This window comes from Rhizobium rosettiformans W3 (genome assembly GCF_004912135.1).
Taxonomy (GTDB): Bacteria; Pseudomonadota; Alphaproteobacteria; order Rhizobiales; family Rhizobiaceae; genus Allorhizobium; species Allorhizobium rosettiformans.
In genome coordinates this window covers 164,969-184,324 of record NZ_STGU01000003.1, presented here as the reverse complement: position 1 = coordinate 184,324, position 19,356 = coordinate 164,969, and the positions used below count along the sequence as shown (strand labels likewise).

Annotated in this window: 17 protein-coding genes and 1 riboswitch; of the genes, 13 read left to right on the top strand and 4 right to left on the bottom strand. The window is 62.8% G+C overall.

Annotated elements, in window-relative coordinates; all coding sequences use genetic code 11:
• Positions 1 to 92 precede the first annotated feature (92 nt).
• Positions 93 to 1,091 (top strand): transcriptional regulator FtrA, encoded by a 999-nt coding sequence (ftrA, locus tag FAA86_RS06965; protein WP_377344217.1) that lies wholly within the window; start codon positions 93 to 95, stop codon positions 1,089 to 1,091.
• A gap of 24 nt (positions 1,092 to 1,115) precedes the next feature.
• Here ftrA and FAA86_RS06960 read toward each other — a convergent pair whose 3' ends face one another.
• Together FAA86_RS06960 and FAA86_RS06955 are read right to left on the bottom strand one after the other, a co-directional pair.
• Positions 1,116 to 1,865 carry an SDR family oxidoreductase gene (locus tag FAA86_RS06960; RefSeq protein WP_136539287.1) on the bottom strand — a complete coding sequence of 250 codons (750 nt, stop codon included), beginning with the start codon at positions 1,863 to 1,865 and terminating at the stop codon, positions 1,116 to 1,118.
• A gap of 109 nt (positions 1,866 to 1,974) precedes the next feature.
• Complete coding sequence (locus tag FAA86_RS06955; protein WP_113459038.1) at positions 1,975 to 2,418, bottom strand: metallopeptidase family protein; 444 nt, start codon at positions 2,416 to 2,418, stop codon at positions 1,975 to 1,977.
• 159 nt (positions 2,419 to 2,577) lie between these two features.
• Here FAA86_RS06955 and FAA86_RS24905 point away from each other — a divergent pair, with 159 nt between their 5' ends.
• The 5 genes from FAA86_RS24905 (at position 2,578) to bfr (ending at position 9,490) form a co-directional block, all read left to right on the top strand.
• Entirely contained in the window at positions 2,578 to 3,510 is a 933-nt protein-coding gene (locus FAA86_RS24905; protein WP_246035015.1) for an ImuA family protein, read from the top strand.
• A gap of 40 nt (positions 3,511 to 3,550) precedes the next feature.
• Positions 3,551 to 4,978: a Y-family DNA polymerase gene (locus FAA86_RS06950; protein WP_246035028.1), complete on the top strand. Its 1,428-nt coding sequence runs from the start codon at positions 3,551 to 3,553 to the stop codon at positions 4,976 to 4,978.
• Between the two features lie 10 nt (positions 4,979 to 4,988).
• Positions 4,989 to 8,351 carry an error-prone DNA polymerase gene (locus FAA86_RS06945; protein WP_136539283.1) on the top strand — a complete coding sequence of 1,121 codons (3,363 nt, stop codon included), beginning with the start codon at positions 4,989 to 4,991 and terminating at the stop codon, positions 8,349 to 8,351.
• Positions 8,352 to 8,468: 117 nt separating this feature from the next.
• Positions 8,469 to 8,792, top strand: a complete 324-nt coding sequence (locus FAA86_RS06940; protein ID WP_136539281.1) for a (2Fe-2S)-binding protein — start codon at positions 8,469 to 8,471, stop codon at positions 8,790 to 8,792.
• Between the two features lie 212 nt (positions 8,793 to 9,004).
• Positions 9,005 to 9,490, top strand: coding sequence for a bacterioferritin (gene bfr / locus FAA86_RS06935; RefSeq protein WP_113459042.1), 486 nt, complete (start codon positions 9,005 to 9,007; stop codon positions 9,488 to 9,490).
• Between the two features lie 101 nt (positions 9,491 to 9,591).
• Here bfr and FAA86_RS06930 read toward each other — a convergent pair whose 3' ends face one another.
• The gene (locus FAA86_RS06930) at positions 9,592 to 10,431 is read right to left on the bottom strand and encodes an AAA family ATPase (protein ID WP_136539696.1); all 840 of its coding nucleotides are present in this window, start codon (positions 10,429 to 10,431) and stop codon (positions 9,592 to 9,594) included.
• A 364-nt stretch (positions 10,432 to 10,795) separates the two neighbouring features.
• Between FAA86_RS06930 and FAA86_RS06925 the strand changes: the two genes are divergently transcribed.
• The 4 genes from FAA86_RS06925 to FAA86_RS06915 all read left to right on the top strand — a co-directional run bounded on the left by FAA86_RS06925 (position 10,796) and on the right by FAA86_RS06915 (position 13,788).
• Complete coding sequence (locus tag FAA86_RS06925; protein ID WP_113459187.1) at positions 10,796 to 11,077, top strand: cold-shock protein; 282 nt, start codon at positions 10,796 to 10,798, stop codon at positions 11,075 to 11,077.
• Complete coding sequence (locus tag FAA86_RS24535; protein WP_167494915.1) at positions 11,041 to 11,178, top strand: hypothetical protein; 138 nt, start codon at positions 11,041 to 11,043, stop codon at positions 11,176 to 11,178. The genes FAA86_RS06925 and FAA86_RS24535 overlap by 37 nt, the downstream gene beginning before the upstream one ends.
• A gap of 122 nt (positions 11,179 to 11,300) precedes the next feature.
• Positions 11,301 to 11,954, top strand: coding sequence for a thiamine diphosphokinase (locus FAA86_RS06920; RefSeq protein ID WP_136539279.1), 654 nt, complete (start codon positions 11,301 to 11,303; stop codon positions 11,952 to 11,954).
• Positions 11,955 to 11,958: 4 nt separating this feature from the next.
• Positions 11,959 to 13,788 (top strand): ABC-F family ATP-binding cassette domain-containing protein, encoded by a 1,830-nt coding sequence (locus FAA86_RS06915; RefSeq protein WP_136539277.1) that lies wholly within the window; start codon positions 11,959 to 11,961, stop codon positions 13,786 to 13,788.
• An 18-nt stretch (positions 13,789 to 13,806) separates the two neighbouring features.
• Here the strand turns inward: FAA86_RS06915 and FAA86_RS06910 are convergent, their stop codons facing one another.
• Positions 13,807 to 15,585 (bottom strand): ABC transporter ATP-binding protein/permease, encoded by a 1,779-nt coding sequence (locus tag FAA86_RS06910; protein WP_136539275.1) that lies wholly within the window; start codon positions 15,583 to 15,585, stop codon positions 13,807 to 13,809.
• 125 nt (positions 15,586 to 15,710) lie between these two features.
• Positions 15,711 to 15,825: riboswitch (TPP riboswitch) on the top strand.
• Between the two features lie 45 nt (positions 15,826 to 15,870).
• Here FAA86_RS06910 and thiB point away from each other — a divergent pair.
• From thiB to FAA86_RS06895, 3 genes are read left to right on the top strand one after another with little or no spacing between them, the layout of a single operon-like run.
• Positions 15,871 to 16,896 (top strand): thiamine ABC transporter substrate binding subunit, encoded by a 1,026-nt coding sequence (gene thiB, locus FAA86_RS06905; protein WP_136539273.1) that lies wholly within the window; start codon positions 15,871 to 15,873, stop codon positions 16,894 to 16,896.
• Between the two features lie 6 nt (positions 16,897 to 16,902).
• A complete protein-coding gene (gene thiP / locus FAA86_RS06900; protein WP_136539271.1) occupies positions 16,903 to 18,555 on the top strand; it encodes a thiamine/thiamine pyrophosphate ABC transporter permease in 1,653 nt (550 codons plus the stop codon).
• Positions 18,548 to 19,291: a thiamine ABC transporter ATP-binding protein gene (locus tag FAA86_RS06895; protein ID WP_136539269.1), complete on the top strand. Its 744-nt coding sequence runs from the start codon at positions 18,548 to 18,550 to the stop codon at positions 19,289 to 19,291. Before thiP ends, FAA86_RS06895 begins: the two co-directional genes overlap by 8 nt.
• The last annotated feature ends 65 nt before the right edge of the window (positions 19,292 to 19,356 follow it).

The window sequence follows — 19,356 nt, the reverse complement described above, 5'->3', positions numbered from 1 at the left end:
GCTCCTTTCGATTTCGGATATCGGGGAGCTTGCCTTTTCCTGCCGTTTGGCGAAATTGGCGCAGATGACAACATGCGTAAAGATCACGCCAAATGCCCGCACCGGTTTCGCCTCTCTCCACCTCCATGCTGACCGGACCAAGGGTCGTTACGCTTGCCTATGACGGGCTCTGTACCTTCGAATTCGGCGTCGCCGTCGAGGTGTTCGGCCTTGCCCGCCTGGAGATGGGCAATGGCTGGTACCGCCACGCCACCGCCGCGATCGAGCTCGGGCCTTTGCGGGCTGCCGGTGGCCTGACCGTCACGGCGGCGGGAGGGCTGGAGCTTCTGGCGGAAGCGGACCTCATCGTTGTGCCCGGCTGGCGCGGCATCGATGAAGCCGTGCCGGTCGCGCTTGTCGATGCCTTGCGCGCAGCCCATGCCCGCGGCGCGCGTCTGATGTCGCTCTGTTCGGGTGTTGCGGTGCTCGCCGCAACAGGCCTTCTCGATGGCCGGCACGCGACCACGCATTGGCGTTATGCCGATGCGATCAGGTCCCGCCATCCGCTGATCCGCCTCGATCCGGATGTGCTCTACGTCGATGAAGGCGAAATCCTCAGCGCTGCCGGCAGTGCAGCCGGGATCGATCTCTGCCTGCATGTGGTGCGCCGGGATTTCGGCGCCGAGGCCGCCAACAGCGTCGCCCGCCGTCTGGTGGTCCCGCCCCATCGCGAGGGCGGGCAGGCCCAGTTCATCGTCAGGCCAGTTCCGCAGGACCGCGAGGGCAAGAGGCTCGGACCGCTCATCGACTGGATCGACCGCAACCTGCAGCGGGAGATCACGCTCTCCGAAATGGCAGCCCGCGCCGGCATGAGCGCGCGCACCTTTCAGCGGCGCTTCCGCGATTTGACCGGCAACAGCCCGGGCGAGTTTCTCCTCGCCCGCAGGCTGCGCCATGCCTGCGATCTGCTGGAGCGCCAGGCAGCGCTCTCGCTCGATGACATCGCGCTTGCCGCCGGTTTCGGCACGCCGGCCACGCTCCGCCACCATTTCCGGACCCGGCTTGCGACGAGCCCGACGGCCTATCGGGCCCGCTTTGGCCATGCGAACTGAGACCGGCCCGCGACAGCGAGGCGATCATTTGACCGCCGAATTGCCGCCGTCGGCGTAAAGGGCGGAGCCTGCAACGAAACTGCCCATGGGCCCGGCGAGGAAGAGGGCGGCAGCGGCGATCTCCTCCGGTTCTGCAATGCGTTTCAGGGCATGCAGGGAGGCCGCCCAATCCTTTTGCGCCTGGTCCCCGGCCATCGCCGTATCGGTCCCGCCCGGCAGCAGGGCATTGGCTCTGACACCCACTGCCGCATAATCCGCGGTGATCCCTTTGACGAGGCCCATCAGTCCAGCCTTCGCCGCACCATAGGCAGCCATGCCGGGCAGGCCGACACTGGTGCCAACGAAGCTGGACACGAAGACAAGCGCGCCGCCGCCAGTCTTGAGCATAGCCGGGATCTGCACCCGAGCCGCCAGAAAGGCGGAGGTGAGATTGCCGCTGAGCACGGCATTCCAGCTGTCGGGATCAAGGTCTGCGAGAGGCGCGATCTGTCCCACGGTGCCGGCATTGTTGATCGCAATATCGAGGCGGCCGAAACACTCAAGCGCCGTTTCAACCAGCCGCATATGCGTATCGGCCAGTGTGACGTCTCCGGGGATGGCCGCAGCCTGGCCACCATCCCGTCGGATCTCCTCCGCCACGCTTTCAAGGGCGTCGACGCCGCGCGCGTTTAAGACGACACTGGCGCCCTCTCTGGCAAACAAGCGTGCCGTTGCCCGCCCGATACCGGATGAGGCACCGGTGATGATGGCAACCTTGCCGTGAAGACGCGTCATGATCAAAACCTCCGTGATTGGGAGGCCGGTGATAGGCGAACGCCAATGCTCGACCCACCCGTTTCCTGCGGGCAGGGCTGCATCGGTCAAAAAAATGAGAGCGAGGGCGTTACCGCTCGGCGGCAGCGGCTTCTTCGGCGCTTTCTTCGATCCGCTCCATGTCGTCGTCGGACAGACCGAAATGATGGCCGATCTCGTGAATCAGCACATGGGTGATGATGTCGCCGAGCGTCTCTTCGTTTTCGGCCCAATAGTCGAGGATCGGGCGACGATAGAGAATGATCCGGTTCGGCATCAGGCCGGTTTCCATCGAAAACCGCTCCGAAATCCCGCGCCCTTCGAACAGGCCGAGCAGGTCGAAGGGCGTTTCCAGCGCCATGTCTTCGAACACTTCGTCGGTGGGGAAATCGGTGATCTCGATGATCAGGTCCTTGGTGAGATCACGGAATTCCTGCGGCAGATGGCCATAGGCCTCGATCGCCAGCGACTCGAATGTGCTGATCGTCGGGGCATGTCGTTCGCGCCAATCCTCGCTCTGGTCTATGCGGGCCATGGATACTCCTTAACTGCCGAACATATAGGGGTTTTGCCGCGCCATTTCGAGAGTGAATTCAGTCAAGGAATAAATTCTTATTTGAATCCGGTTGACTCTTTCCTGAAGCTCTGGAATCCATAGGAACAAATAGAGAACAATTCATCAGGAGAGATCGTCATGGGCGAGAGCCCTCAGGCGCGTGAGACGCTTTTTGCCTTGCGGGAAGCCATTGCCCGGATCGAGGGAAAGCCGGACCATGTCGCGCGCACGGCCGCATCCACGGCCGCATCCTTGCATCCGCAAAGCGGCAATGGCGCCCTTGAGGGAGATCGCAAGGATCTGTTCGACGGCCTGATGAACCAGATGCTGGCGCCGGGAAACCTGATCGAAATGCGAGGACGACGGCTGCAGCAGGCCGGCGCCGTGATGGGCTTCGGTCTGGCGCTGGCCCTCATGAGCGCCGAGAAGGACAGGGGAGCAAGGCAGCGCCTGCTGTTCATTGCCGATCCGCATGTCGTGCGCGAGGCCGGCCTCGCCTATGCGCCCGGCCTTCTCGATTTCGGCCTGTCGTCGGCAACGCTGGTGCATGCCATGCCGCGCCGCATCGAGGATGCGCTGTGGCTTGTCGAGGCAGCACTCGCCTCCCGCGCCTTTTCGGCCATTCTCCTGGAAGTACACGGCAATCCAAAGAAATTCGGCCTCACCGAAAGCCGGCGCTTGAGCCTCAAGGCACGCGCCACCGGTGGCAGGCTGATCCTCCTCCGGCAGGCCGGCGAAGAGGAGGCCTCCAGCGCTCTTCTTCGCCTGTCTGTCGAACCCGCGCCAGCGGCGGCGCGAACCCTTGCAGACGGATCCCTGCTGGGCGGCAGCATCGGGTCACCAGTCTTTCGCATCACCCTTGAGAAATCCCGCATTCCGGGCTCACCCGAACTCACTCTGGAGTGGAATTCCGATGACCGCCGCCTTCGCCTTTTCGAACAGTTCGCATCCTCAAGCCTCGGATCGTCGCATTCTGTCGCTCTTTTTCCCAAGGCTTCCGACCGACCGCATCGCCCGGCGCCGCTGGGGTCTCTCCTGGCGTTTGCCCCCCGCCTCGACCGCGCCTCCTGAGCGCGCGCCCTTCGTCTGCGCTGGCCGCATCGCCAATGCCATGCGCATCACGGCACTGGACGAGGCGGCGGAAAGCCTGGGCCTTCGGGTGGGACAGGGCCTGGCAGAGGCACGCGCCATTTGCGCCAAACTCGATGTGATCGAAGCGGATCCGGCCGCTGACCGCGCCCTCCTGAAAGCGATCGCCGACTGGTGTGATCGCTACACACCGCTGGTCGCCCTCGACGGCGAGGACGGCCTGATGCTGGATATCACCGGCTGCGCCCATCTCTTCGGCGGCGAGGAGCGGCTGATCCGGGATGTCGATCATCGGCTCACCGCCTTCGGTTTCGCCGTCCGCATTTCGGTCGGCCCGACACCGGGCCTCGCCCGGGCCTGCAGCCGTTTCGGCGGGCCACAGCGTGTCGCACCATCGGACATGGCTGCAGCGCTCGCCCCCCTCCCCATCGCCGCTTTAAGGCTTGAAACACAGACCGTCATGGACCTCGCCCGTGTTGGGCTGAAGACCATCGCCGATCTGCTGGCGGCCCCCCGGCCGCCGATCACGCGCCGCTTCGGCTCCGGCCCCATGCTCCGCCTCGATCAGGCACTCGGCCGGGAAGGCGAACCGATCTCGCCCCGGCGTCATCTGCCGCTTCTCTCGGCCGAGCGTCGCCTCGCCGAGCCGATCATGACCGAGGATCAGGTTCTCGATCTCGCCGGTCGTCTGGCCGCAGGTCTCAAGACATCGCTCGAAGCCCGTGGCGAGGGCGGTCGCCTGTTCGAACTCTTGGTGTTTCGCGTCGATGGCCGCGTCTTCCGCATCGAGGTCGGCGCCTCTGCACCGCTGCGCGACGCCACCCGCATCCGCGCCCTCTTCGAAGAGCGGCTCAGCGTTTTGCAGGATGAACTCGATGCCGGCTTCGGTTTCGAACTGGTGCGCCTCAACGTTCTCCTGAGTGAGAGCTTCGACGATGCCCAGCCGGCTTTGGCAGACGAGACGAACGACCGGGAGGATCTCACCCGCTTCCTCGACCAGGTCGCCGCCCGCTTGGGCGAGCGGGCGCTGCGCCTGCCCGTCTCGTTGGCCAGCCACTGGCCGGAACGGGCAACGCTGCATGCCCCCGTCAGCGACGCCTCGAAATCCCTTGATCTTGTCCCACCCCAGACACAGAAGGCGGCCCGGACGGTCCGAGGCCTTCGCCCACTGCGCCTGCTCGATCGTCCCGAGGAAGTGGAGGTCATGTCCGCCGTCCCCGATGGTCCGCCGGCCAGCTTTCGCTGGCGGCGCGTACAGCGGCGTGTCCTCAGGGCGGAAGGGCCGGAGCGCGTCGCCCCGGAATGGTGGGTGGATGACGAGGATTCACCGCCGCGCGATTATTTTCGCATCGAGGACACCGAAGGCCAGCGCTTCTGGCTCTATCGCGAGGGCCTTTATGAACGACGCACCGTCAGGCCGAGCTGGTTCCTCCAGGGTTTCTTCGCGTGAGGCATGAGCCATGACCGTTCAGCCCTTTTACGAGATCGGATTGCGCAGCAACTTTTCCTTCCTGGATGGGGCATCCCATGCCGAGGAACTGGTGGAGCGCGCACTCCTTCTCGGTCTCTCGGGTCTCGGCCTTGCAGATCGAAACACGGTCGCCGGTGTAGTGCGCCTGCATGCCTCCGCCAAGCTGAACGGTCTGGAATTCCGCCCCGGAGCGCGGCTCGTCTTTGACGACGACACGCCGGAACTGCTTGCCTATCCGATGAACCGTAAGGGATGGGGCAATCTCTGCCGCATGCTGAGCCAGGGCAATCTGCGCTCGAAGAAGGGGGTCTGCACCCTCTGGCAGGCGGATCTTCTGGAATGGTCCGGGGATCTTCTCTTCGTGGCCATGCCGCCTTCGCTGCCCGAAACCGCCGATGTCCAGACCTTCGAGACCAGTCTGGCCCCCATCCGCGCCCAGCTGGAGAGCCGCCTCTACCTTGCTCTGACACCTCGCTACGATGGTTTCGACCAGAAGACCTTCGCCGAACTCGGCGGGATCGCCGACCGTCTCGGCCTGCCGCTGATCGCCACGAATGACGCGTTTTACCACGCGCCGGACCGCAAGCCCGTTGCCGATGTCGTCGTCGCGATCCGCGAGCATCTGCCGATCGCCGAAGCCGGTCTGCGCCTGCATCCCCATGCCGAACGGCACCTGAAGAGCCCGGCCGAAATGGCCCGTCTGCTGCGCGCCTGGCCCGAAGCGCTCGACAACAATATACGTTTCTTTAGCCGGCTGAATTTTTCGCTGGACGAGCTGTCGCATCAATATCCCGACGAGATCTTCGATGGCGAATCCCCGGCCCGCGCGCTGCGCCGCCTGACCTATGAGGGCGCCCGCAAACGCTATGGGGACGACATTCCAAAGAAGGTCCTGGGTCTCCTGGACTATGAGCTGAAACTCATCGCGGAAAAACGCTACGAGCCCTACTTCCTGACCGTCTACCGGATCGTCTGCCATGCCCGAGAGGTCGGCATTCTCTGTCAGGGTCGCGGATCCGCGGCCAATTCTGCCGTCTGCTTCTGTCTCGGCATTACCGAAGTCGACCCGCAGAAGACGACGCTGCTCTTCGATCGCTTCATCTCCACCGAACGCGACGAACCACCTGATATCGATGTCGATTTCGAACACGAGAAGCGGGAGGATGTCATCCGCTTCATCTATGAAACCTATGGCCGGGAACATGCAGCCCTGACCGCCGCCGTCATCAGCTACCGCGCCCGCTCGGCCGGTCGCGAGGTCGCAAAAGCTTTCGGCCTTTCGGAAGATGTCCAGTCGGCGCTTGCCGGCTCGATCTGGGGCTGGTGGACCAACGACTTCACCGAGGAACAGGCAAACGCAGCAGGTCTCGACCTGCAGGATCCCACCACCCGGCGTGTGCTGAACTATGCCCAGACCCTGCAGGGCTTTCCCCGCCACCTGTCGCAACATGTCGGCGGCTTCGTCATCACGCGCGATCGTCTCGACGAAGTCGTGCCGATCATGAACACGGCCGATGGCCGCTTCATGGTCGAATGGGACAAGGATGATCTCGACACCTTGAAGATCCTGAAGATCGACGTGCTGGCGCTCGGCATGCTCACCTGTCTCGCCAAGGCCTTCAAGCTCTTGTCGAGCCATTACGATCGCCACGAGACCCTCGCCTCGGTCAACCAGGACCAATGTCCTGAGGTATACGACATGATCTGCCGCGCCGACACACTCGGCGTCTTCCAGATCGAAAGCCGCGCCCAGATGAGCATGCTGCCCCGGCTGAAGCCGCGCGAATTCTATGATCTGGTGATCGAGGTCGCGATCGTCCGGCCTGGCCCCATCCAGGGCAACATGGTCCATCCCTATCTCAAGCGCCGTGAAGACAAGCTTGCAGGTCGGCCGATCGATTACCCCAGCGAAGAACTGCGCACCGTGCTGGAGCGCACGCTCGGTGTACCGCTCTTCCAGGAACAGGCGATGCAGATCGCCATCACGGCGGCCGAGTTCACCCCCGCAGAGGCCGACCGCCTCAGGCGCGCCATGGCCACCTTCCGCCGCACTGGCCAGGTCTCGAGCTTCCAGAAACGCATGGTGGAAGGCATGGTGCGACGGGGCTATGATCCCGAATTCGCCGCCCGCTGCTTCAGCCAGATCGAGGGTTTCGGCGAATACGGCTTTCCCGAAAGCCATGCCGCCTCTTTTGCCCTGCTGGTTTATGTCTCCTGCTGGTTTAAGGCTTTTTACCCGGATGTCTTTTGCGCCGCGATCCTGAACTCCCAGCCCATGGGCTTTTACGCGCCCGCCCAGCTGGTGCGCGATGCGCGCGAACACGGTGTCGATATCCGTCCCGTCGACGTCAATCATTCTGAGTTCGATTGCCTCCTGGAAGGCAATGAAAACGGATCATGCGCCTTCGATCCGGATCGCATCACCCCGCGTCATCGCATGATGAGAAGCGTCATCCGCTCGAAACAGGCCGTGCGCCTCGGTTTTCGCCAGATCAAGGGTCTCCCGAAAGACGCCGCCGATCTCCTCGTTGCGCGACGGGGAAAGGGCTATGATTCCGTTCGCGACCTGTGGCTGCGCACCCGGCTTCCCCGGGCCGTGATCGAAAAGCTTGCGGATGCGGACTGTTTCTCGTCCCTCGGCCTGTCGAGGCGCGATGCCCTCTGGGCTGCCCAGGCGCTGGATGGAGACGCGGCCGTCGAAGTCCTGCCGCTGTTCGAAACGGTCCGCCAGGACGATCTTCAGGACGAGGCCGAGATGCTTCTTCCCCGCATGCCGCCGGGGGAAGAGGTGCTGAGCGATTACCGCACGCTAACCTTCTCCTTGAAGGCGCATCCCGTCTCCTTTCTGCGCGACGCCATGCATCGCGCAGGCCTCCGCTCGGCGGCAGATCTGGAACGCCTGCCGCATGGGGCAAAGGTGGAAATTGCCGGCCTCGTGCTCGTGCGCCAGCGCCCCGGCTCGGCCAAGGGCGTGATCTTCATGACGCTCGAAGACGAGACGGGAACATCCAATGTCATTGTCTGGCCCAAGGTCTTTGAGCGCTATCGTCCCGTTGTCATGGGTGCCCGGCTGGTGGCGCTGCGGGGACGCCTGCAAAAGGCCCATGGTGTCATCCATGTCGTGGCCGACCATCTGGTCGATGCCAGCTCCCGCCTCGGTCTGCTTCTGGGCGATCTGAAGACGCTCGACACCCTCGCCCATGCCGATGAAGTGCGCCGCCCGGGCGTCGATCAACGGCAGGCCAAGCAGGAGAAAACCCCGCGTCCCGCCCTTGTGGCCGCGCCACCTCCCGGCCATCCCCGGCGCAGTGCCATGGCCGATCTCATGCCGAAGGGACGCAATTTCCATTGAACGCCGGCTCGGGCTTTCGATCACATCTGTCGCCGGTCCCTCGAATTTTCTTGACAAAGCGCATCGTGTTTACGAGAAAGACGACAGTGAATGTCATGTTTGACGAGAGCCCCGACCATGCTGGTCTGCAGCTGCAATTACATCACCGACAAAGAGATCAAGGCCGTCATCAACGAGATGCTCGATGAGGACTGTTGGCAGCTGATCGTCCCCGGCAAGGTTTACCATGCCATGGGCAAGCGCGGTCGCTGCTGTGGCTGCTTCCCGAACGTCGTCGATCTCATCATCCGCACCACCCAGGAATACCACGCCGTCCGCCAGACCGAAGAAACCAAGGTCATCAATTTCATGGAGCGCCTGAAGCAGTTCCATGAAGAGCAGAAGGCCGCCCTTGCCGCGCGCCGTCAGGCGATGATCGAGGCGAGGCGCGCTGCGGGCTGACGGTTGCTTTCCCGTCGGTCATTCCCGCTCGAACTCCCATCCCCCAATGCAATTTACCTGTCTTTCCGGCAATGCCTCTGGCTTTGCCGCGGGCTCTGCATAGGGCATACTAGGCTCAACCCGCAGAATTAGAATCTTTCTAAAAAACTCTCGACACACCCGGGCGTCATCGATAAAGTTGCAACATTCCATTCACATAAGGGACGAACATCATGAAGGGTGATCCGAAGGTCATTGAACGGCTCAACGAGGCGCTGTTCCTCGAGCTTGGCGCGGTCAATCAGTACTGGCTGCACTACCGCCTGCTGAACGACTGGGGCTACACGAAGCTCGCCAAGAAGGAGCGCGCCGAGTCGATCGAGGAAATGCAGCACGCCGACAAGCTCATCGACCGGATCATCTTCCTCGAAGGTCACCCGAACCTCCAGCAGGTCGCTCCACTGCGCATCGGCCAGAACGTCAAGGAAGTCCTGGAAGCCGACCTCGCCGGCGAATACGACGCCCGCACCGCCTACAAGGCCTCCCGCGACATCTGTCATCAGGCCGGTGACTACGTCTCGATGAAGATCTTCGAAGAATTGCTGATGGACGAAGAAGGCCATATCGACTTCCTCGAGACCCAGCTCGAGCTTCTGTCCAAGATCGGCGAAGAAAAATACGGCCAACTCAACGCCGATTCGGCCGATTCCGCCGAATAATCCGAGCATTCAACCGACCACGAGAGGCCTCGCTTGCGGAGCCTTTTTTCGTGAGGACAAGCTCGTGCGGCAGCCGCTGCCAAGCGATCCCTACCCCAATCTCAGCGATCTCGCCGCGCCATGAAGGCGAGACGCTCGAAGAGATGCACATCCTGCTCGTTCTTCAGGAGAGCGCCGTGCAGCTTCGGCAGGGCATTCTTCACCTCCCCGCGCAGGTCAGCCGGGTCGACATCCTCGGCGACGAGAAGCCTGATCCAGTCAAGCGCTTCCGATGTCGAAGGCTTCTTTTTCAGCCCCGGCGTTTCGCGGATCTCGTAGAATTGCGTCAGCGCATTGCGCAGCAAGGTCTTCTTGATGCCGGGATAGTGAACCTCGACGATTTTCTCCAGCGTCTCGGCATCGGGAAAGCGGATGTAGTGGAAGAAGCAGCGGCGCAGGAAAGCGTCCGGCAGTTCCTTTTCGTTGTTGGAAGTGATGATCACGATCGGCCGGATCTTCGCCGTCACCGTCTCACCCGTCTCGTAGACGTGAAACTCCATCCGGTCGAGTTCCTGCAGAAGATCATTCGGAAACTCGATATCCGCCTTGTCGATCTCGTCGATCAGCAGAACCGTCTTGCGCTCTGCGGCAAAGGCCTGCCAGAGCTTGCCCCGGCGGATGTAGTTTCTGACGTCGTTGACGCGGACGTCCCCAAGCTGGCTGTCGCGCAGGCGCGAGACGGCGTCATACTCGTAAAGCCCCTGCTGCGCCTTGGTGGTCGACTTGACATTCCATTCCAGCATGTCGAGACCGAGTGCGGCGGCAACCTGGCGCGCAAGTTCGGTCTTGCCGGTGCCGGGTTCCCCTTTGACCAGAAGCGGCCGCTCCAGCCGGATCGCGGCATTGACCGCAACCATCAGATCCTTGTCAGCCACATAGTCGGCGGTACCTTGAAACTGCATCATAACTGAGCCTCGCTCCATACTCGGCGGCAACGTAGTGACGCGTGTGACCGGGTGCAAGCACAGGTGCGGCTTTCGACCATTTGGCAGAAATAGCTTGTGTTTTCCCAGCAATCTGACAGGCTGCATCCCATGAACGCTGATGCGTGTCCGTCTGCAAGTGCCCCATCCGCAAGGACGGAATTTCGGGCTCCGGACATCACCGACCTTCTCATCGACCCACTATTCGCAGTCTGGACCAATTGGTCCGGCAGCAATGCCTCTTATAACGGCAGTCTCCTGTAGACCGGCGGACGTTCTGTCCGACCCGCATCTCTCATGGATGTCTGTCCCGACCGCAGCCTCCCAGCTGCAGGAGACCCGCTTGACCAGACACCTTTATTCCATCGGCGACACAGTAACGCTGAAAGATGGCCCCATCCGCCTCGCCCGCAGCAATGGCTCCTGCAAGGTGCTGGCGACGCTCCCCGAAACGGGCGGCAGCAGGCAATACCGCGTGCGTTTCGAAAGCGAGAGCTTCGACCGTTGCATCGCCGAAACCGATATCGATCCAAGCCGCAGCAAGGCATCCGCCCGGGCACCGGCCACGCCGAAGAAGGAAACCACATCATGGCTAAAGGCCAGCAGCGTTCGAACCGCGAAGTAAGGAAGCCGAAACAGGACAAGGCCAAGCCGGCAGCAACCCCGGTTTCGACCTTCACCACGCAGATCAAGAGTGCGGAGGCCGCTTCTCCCAAGAAGCGCTGAAATCGTTAGACCCGGACCATGCCTGAAACGGCTGGTCCGGGAAGTCTGTCACAAGCAGTCCAGCGCTGTCTGCGACGCATTCTCCTTTCCCTTTCGGGTGAAGATGCGGTATGGGCAGGCGCATGAACGCCACCTCCTTCACCCTCCTGCTCGGCGGCACCCTGACCGTAACCGACCGCCTGCGCGCCCTGACGCAAGTAAGCCGCGTGATCGCGGCCGACAGCGGCATGCGTCACGCCCTTGAGCTGAATGTCTTGCCGGAGCTCTGGGTCGGAGATTTCGACAGCAGCGACGCGGCCTTGATCGAACGCTTTCCCTCGGTGGAGCGCCGCACCTACCCGGCCGCCAAAGCCGCGACCGATGGCGAGATCGCCGTCGCCGAAGCGATCGCTCGCGGTGCCACGCGCCTGATTTTCGCCGGTGCGCTGGGTGGCGAACGCTCCGACCATGCGCTCCAGCACTATCTGAATGCGCTCGGCCTCGTCGAAGACGGTTATGAAGTGGTGCTGACCTCGGGCGAGGAAGAGGCCTATCCTTTCGCGGAGGACAGCGAACTCGCCCTCGAGCTTCCCAAAGGCGCGCTCTTCTCGGTCCTCGGCTTCACCACGCTCGAAGGCCTGACGATCAACAACGCGCGCTATCCTTTGCAGGATTTCAAACTGCCTTTTGGCTCGTCGCGCACGATCTCCAACATTGCCGAGGGGCCGATCTCGGTCTCGCTGTCCCGTGGCCGGGCCATGCTGCTCGCCCGCCCTTACGATCTTTCCGGAGCCTGATGCCTTGGCGCCTCCCATTCTGAAACTCGACGATATCCATCTCTCCTTCGGCGGCACGCCCTTGCTCGCCGGTGCCGGTCTGCAGGTGGAGCCCGGCGACCGCATCTGCCTGGTGGGACGCAACGGCTCGGGCAAATCGACGCTGATGAAGATCGCGGCCGGCCTCGTCGAAGCCCAATCGGGCGAAGTCTTCCGCCACCCCGCCTCGACCATTCGTTATCTCGAACAGGCCCCGGATTTCGCAGGATTCGCGACCGTCCAGGCCTATGCCGAAGCGGGCTTGGGTCCGGGCGACGATCCCTATCGCGTCACTTACCTCTTGGAGCATCTCGGTCTCACCGGTCAGGAAGACCCGACCCGTCTCTCCGGCGGCGAAGCCCGCCGTGCGGCCCTTGCCCGCGTGCTCGCACCCGAGCCGGACATCCTGATGCTCGACGAGCCGACCAACCATCTCGACCTGCCGACGATCGAGTGGCTGGAAGGCGAGCTGTCGAAAAGCCGCAGTGCGCTCGTCCTCATTTCCCACGACCGGCGTTTCCTCGAAAAGATTTCGACCGCCACCGTCTGGCTCGATCGCGGCCTGTCTCGGCGCCTCAACCGCGGCTTTGCCCATTTCGAGGAATGGCGCGACCAGGTGCTCGAAGAAGAAGAGATCGAGCAGCACAAGCTCGGTCGTCAGATCGAGCGTGAGGAACACTGGCTGCGCTACGGGGTCACCGCGCGGCGCAAGCGCAATATGCGCCGCCTCGGCAATCTCCAGGCGCTGCGTGCCAATTACCGCGGCCACAAGGGCCCCCAGGGTACGATCCAGGCCTCCGTGACCGAGGGCAAGGAAAGCGGCAAGCTGGTCATCGAGGCCGACAAGATCACCAAGACCTATGGTGATCGCACCATTGTCGCGCCCTTCTCGATCCGTGTCCATCGCGGCGACTGCATCGGTCTGATCGGCCCGAACGGCGCCGGCAAGACGACGCTCCTGAAAATGCTGACGGGCCAGCTGGAGCCGGACGAAGGTCTGGTGAAGCTCGGCACCAACCTCGAAATCGCAGTCCTCGACCAGAAGCGCGAGGACCTGAATCCCGATGATTCCCTTGCCCATTACCTGACCGATGGTCGCGGCGAAAACCTTCTGGTCAATGGCGAGCAGAAGCATGTCACCGGCTATATGAAGGACTTCCTCTTCCAGCCGGAACAGGCCCGCACCCCGATCCGCAACCTCTCGGGCGGCGAACGTGCCCGCCTGATGCTGGCGCGGATCATGGCCAAGCCCTCGAACCTCCTGATCCTGGACGAGCCGACCAACGACCTCGACATCGAGACGCTCGATCTGCTGCAGGAAATCGTCGCCGGCTATTCCGGCACCGTCATCCTCGTCAGCCACGACCGTGACTTCCTCGACCGCACGGTGACCTCGACCATCGCGCCGGCCAATCCGGATGCCCCCGATGGCCGCTGGATCGAATATGCCGGCGGCTATTCCGACATGCTCGCCCAGCGCAAGGGCGTCGAGGACGAGCGCAAGCGCGTCGAAAAGGCGGAGAAGGCGAAAGCCCAGGAATCCTCGGGCGGCAAGCCTACCGGCAGCGCAAACAGCAAGAGCAAGCTCTCCTTCAAGCAGAAGTTTGCGCTCGAAAACCTGCCGAAGGAAATGGAGAAGGCCGAGAAGGAGATCGCCGCCCGCGAAGCGAAGATGGCCGATCCCAACCTCTTCACCAAGGACCCGGCAACCTTCAACAAGCTCGCCGCCGAAATGGAAAAGCTGCGCGCCGATGTCACACGCATGGAAGAAGAATGGCTGGAGCTTGAAATGCTGCGCGAGGAGCTGGAAGGCTGAGCCTGAGCGCCTGCGATCTCAGGCCCGTTCCGCCTCGATCTTCTCCAGATGAACGGCGCTTGCGCCTGTTGCATCGGCGAAGGCAAGCGACCGACCGAGATAGATCAGGGTCGTCTCCTGCATCTGCGTAAGAATGCTCGTGAGCCGCCTTTCCGTGTCCGGCTCCAGCCCCTCCAGAACGTCATGCATGACCAGCCAGCGCGGCTTGCGAATGAGGATATTGGCGAAGGCCAGCGCCATCTGCTGGTCCTTGTCGAGGATGCGCTCCCATCTGCCTCTCTCGTCGAGACGTCCGGTAAGGTCTGCGAGACCCACGGCGCGAAGCGCCTCGATCATCTCGGCATCTGAGAAGCGTGCCGATGCAACGGGATAGGCGAGAAGACTGCGCAAGCGGCCCTCGGGCAGGTAGCCGGTCTGCGGCACGAAGATGATGTCCTGGTCCCGAGGCAGCGCAATCCGCCCCCGCCCGAAGGGCCAGATACCCGCCATGGCGTGAAACAGCATCTTGCGATTGATGCCCTGGTCGCCATTGATCATCACGCGATCGCCGGGCGCAACCACAAGGTTGCGCTCCCGCAGCCGAAACGCGCTTTCGCAGACATCGCCTTGGACGCGCGTGCAGATCTCAAGATTGTCCAGGCGCAGAGTTCCGTCATCGCTTTGCGTGAATTCAAGCCGGCCCGCTCCTCGCTGATCTTCGCCCATGCTGACCAACGCTGCCCGAAGCACGGTGACGCGCAGCAAAGCTGCCCGCCAATCGGCAATCGCTCCGAAATTATCCACATACCAGCGCAGCGCCGAATAAACCTGCGTGAAGGCAGCAGCGGCCATCATCAGTCCGCCGAACGTGATCGTCCCGGCAAAGTAAGCGGGCGACGCAATGAGGATCGGCACGATGATCGCCAACCAGCCGAAACCGGCGGTGACCCAGGTGAGATTGGTGAGCGCCAGCGCCAGATGACGGATCGAGCCCAGCACGCCGTCGAGGGATTGGTGAATGTGGCGCCGCTCCGTCTCCTCGCCATGGGCGAGCGCAATCGCCTCCAGATTTTCATTGGCGCGCATGAGCGAGAACCTGAGGTCAGCCTCGCGGCCATAGCGCTCCGCATTCAGTTTGGAGAGACTGCGCCCGACGAGCTCGCTCAGAAGCGATGCCAGAAGCGCATATACGAGAGCACCCCAGACCATATAGCCGGGGACATGAAAGCTGGTCTGCCCGATCCGGAAAGTGAAGTCGTTCGACAGGCTCCAGAGAACGCCAATGAAGCTGACAAGCAGGACCGTCGCATTGAACAACCCGATCGCCAGCGACGTGGTCATTTCTGCCAGTTTGCGCGCATCCTCATGCAGCCGCTGATCTGGGTTGACGCCGAGCGGGCTGGAGAGCGACAGCCGGTAAGCGCGCGCGCCATTGAGCCATTGATCGACGACATCGCGTGAGAGACCCTCGCGCATATGCAGCGCCGTCATCTGATTGAGCCAGGCCTGAATGACATTCAACACGAGCAGGGCCCCCGCAATGAAGGCGAAGTTGCGCAACTCGTTCAGGAAAGCAGCGAGATCACGCCGTTCCAGCGCGTTGTAGAAAGGCGCGTTCCACTGGTTGAGGATCACCGTCCCGTAGGCGGTTGCCAGAATGACGACGATGAGCGCTGCGGCAAAGACAAGGATCCGGTTGCGAACGGATGACTTCCAGAAACTGTCTGAGGCAATGTCGATCTGCCGCCAGAAACTGGATTCCACATCGGCGACAACATTCCCCAACGCCATTCCATCGCTCGCTTTCGAATTCGCCATCAGCCCCGGGCACTTGATTGCGTCAGCCCTCCTACCATGGCGCAGTTGACGATTTCCTGACAGCAGCTGTGCTGAAGGCCGAATGCCCACACCTTGCGCTCGCCGGTCCCGCGCGCTATCTCAAGGCTGCTCTAACGGGGTGCCCTTCGATCGCCAGCGATCGACGTGCTGAGAGGCGTCAGCCAACCCGCGGAACCTGATCCGGTTAACACCGGCGGAGGGATTAGACGCGTCGATCGCAAAGCGCCCTATCCCGATATCGATTGTCTTTTGGAGGAGGGCGTCATGCCATCAAACCTATCCGTATTCCTGCGCTCCGGCCTGGCCGCAGCGGTCCTGTCCCTCGGCGCAGCCTTGCCCACGGCCGCAGCCGACAAGACGCTGACGGTCTACACCTATGAGAGCTTCGTCTCCGAATGGGGCCCCGGCCCGAAGGTCAAGGAAGCCTTCGAGAAGACCTGCGAATGCACCGTCGAATTCGTCGGCGTGGCCGATGGCGTCGCGCTTCTGACGCGCCTGAAGCTCGAAGGCGAGACCTCCAAGGCCGATGTCGTGCTCGGCCTCGATACCAATCTCGTCGAAGAAGCCAAGCAGACCGGCCTGTTCGATACGCATGGCATTGATGCCGCTGCCCTCAAGGTGCCGGGCGGGTTCAGCGACGATGTCTTCCTGCCCTATGACTACGGCCACTTTGCCGTCATCTACGACACCGAGACGATTAAGACGCCGCCGACCAGCCTGAAGGATCTGGTCGAGGGTGATGCGTCCCAGAAGATCGTTATCCAAGATCCGCGCACCTCGACGCCGGGCCTCGGCCTTCTGCTCTGGGTCAAGTCCGTCTATGGCGACAAGGCACCGGAAGCCTGGGCCAAGCTCAAGGACCGCGTCCTGACCGTCACCCCCGGCTGGTCGGAAGCCTATGGCCTCTTCACCAAGGGTGAAGCCCCGATGGTCCTCTCCTACACCACCTCGCCCGCCTATCACATGATCGCGGAGGAGACCGACCGCTATCAGGCAGCCGAATTCTCCGAAGGGCATTACATCCAGATCGAGGTCGCAGGCCTTCTCAAGAACGCGCCGGAAAAGGAGCTCGCCCGCCAGTTCCTAGCCTTCATGCTCGAGCCCGGTTTCCAGGACACAATCCCGACCAACAACTGGATGATGCCGGCGGCCGCCACGTCAGAACCCCTTCCGGAAGCCTTCGGCAAGCTTGTGCAGCCGAAGACCACCTTCCTGATGGACCCGGCAGAGGTCGCGGCCAACCGCCAGGCCTGGATCGATGAATGGCTGAAAGCCATGACGCTGAAGTAAGACCGGATGCTTCGCCCACTTCACCAGTCGAGACGCCAGAGGCTGCCCGCACTTGCGGGCGGCCTTTTCGTTCTCCTGGCTGTTGCGGGTTTCGTCGGCACGGCCCTGGCCGCGCTGCTAGAAGGGCGCCTCTCCGGCGGCATTATGCAGGCCTTCGCGGATCCGGTCGTTCGCTCGGTCCTGTCGTTCACGCTGTGGCAGGCCTTCCTCTCCACGCTTCTCTCGGTCGGACTGGCCCTGCCTGTCGCCAGTGCGCTTGCCCGACAGCCGGATTTCCCCGGCCGCATCTGGCTGATCCGTCTGATGGCCGTGCCGATGGGCCTGCCGGTGTTGATCGGCGCGCTGGGTCTGATCGGGATCTTCGGCCGCAGCGGCATCGTCAATGACGTCCTGACAGGCCTCGGCCTGGCCGAACCCATCTCGATCTACGGGCTGACCGGCATTCTCGTGGCCCATGTCTTCTTCAATCTGCCGCTTGCCACGCGCCTGCTGCTTTCGGCGCTTGAACGCGTGCCGGCGGAATATTGGCGAACCGCGGCAAGCCTCGGCTTTTCGCCGCTCTCCACCTTCCGCTTCATCGAATGGCCCGTGCTGGCGCGCGTCATTCCCGGTGCTGCCGGGCTGGTCTTCATGCTCTGCGTGACAAGTTTCACCCTCGTGCTGATCTTCGGCGGTGGCCCGGCCGCAACCACGATCGAGGTGGCAATCTATCAGGCCCTGCGCTTCGACTTCGATCCGGAGCGCGCAGTATCGCTCGCGCTCCTCCAGATCATTGTCACCGGCATCATTCTCGCAGCGCTCAGCCTGCTTCCGGCAGCGTCTGATGCTGGGGTGACCAGCGGCCGGCAGTTTCCCCGCTTCGATGGGCGCCGACCCCTTGTCCGGATGGCCGACGGGCTTCTCCTGCTCGCAGCCGCTCTCTTTCTGGTCCTGCCGCTCGGTCAGGTGGTGGTTTCCGGACTGCAAGCGGATCTTGTTCGCCTCATTGGGCAGGATGCCTTCCAGGAGGCGGCCACAACCAGCCTCGTCGTCGCACTCGGCTCCGGGCTGATGGCAACCTTGCTGGCCTATGCGTCGGTCGCCGCGCGTGCTGAGATCGCCACCGCACGAAACAGGCATATCGGCAACAGGCTCTTGTCCTTTGCCCTCGCCGCCGTCTCTTCTCTGGTTCTGCTTGTGCCGACCAGCGTACTCGCGACCGGCTGGTTCCTCGCATTGCGGGCGAAAGGCGACATCACAAGCTTTGCCCCCTTTGTTGTTGCCGGCATCAACGCGCTGATGGCCTTGCCCTTTGCCGTGCGGGTTCTGGAACCGGCCTACCGGGAACACCGCGCCGGCACCGCGCGTCTTGCCGAAAGCCTCGGGCTCTCGGTCTTTCAACGTCTGCGCCGGGTCGATTGGCCGGTTCTGAAGCGTCCCCTGTCGATGGCCCTTGCCTTCGCCATGGCCTTGTCGCTCGGCGATCTCGGCGCGGTCGCGCTCTTCGGATCGGAAAACATCATGACGCTCCCTGCCCTGATCTATGCGCGCATGGGAAGCTATCGCAGCACGGATGCCGATGGGCTGGCGCTGCTGCTCGGTCTGATATGCCTGGTTCTGGCGCTTCTCGGAGCACCGGGCGCACGGCGCTCAAGCCAGGGAAAGGAAAGCCATGCCTGAGCAAGCGTCGCGTGCCATCCGCCTCAATGCCGTCCGCCTGCAACTGGGCAAAAGCGCCTTCCATTTCGACGGGAGCCTGGAGAGCGGCCGCATAACCGCGGTCGTCGGCCCGTCGGGCTCGGGCAAGTCCACCTTGCTCAACCTGATCTCCGGCTTCGAGAAGCCCGACAGCGGCAGCATCGAGATCGCCGGACAGGATGTCACGGCGCTGGCACCGGCCGAGCGGCCCGTCTCTCTGGTCTTTCAGGACAACAATCTCTTCGCCCATCTCGATCTCTTCACCAATATCGGTCTCGGGATCCATCCGGCGATGCGCTTGACGCCGAGCGATCGCAACGCGATTTCGGATGCGCTGACCCGCGTCGGTCTCCAGGGCTACGAAACGCGGCTGCCGGGCTCGTTGTCAGGCGGGGAACGCCAGCGCGCCGCCTTTGCCCGCGCCCTGGTGCGCCGCAGGCCGGTACTTCTGCTGGATGAGCCTTTCGCCGCCCTAGACCCGGGCCTGCGCGCCGCAATGGTCGATCTTCTCGCAGATCTCCATGCCGAAACCCGCGCCACGATCCTTCTCGTCACCCATGATCCGCGGGATGTGGTGCGGCTCGCACACAATGTGCTTTTCATCGAAAAGGGAGAGGTCCTCGTGAATGCGCCAAAAGAAGATTTCCTCGCGCGAGGCGACCTGCCTGCCATACGCGACTTCCTCGGCGAAGAGCCCTTTCAGCGCCAATCGCCTTAATTTGGTCGCCCGGGGCTGCCATGCGCCTACGGAATAGTTGTTCCTACGGCGAGACCATTGGTCAT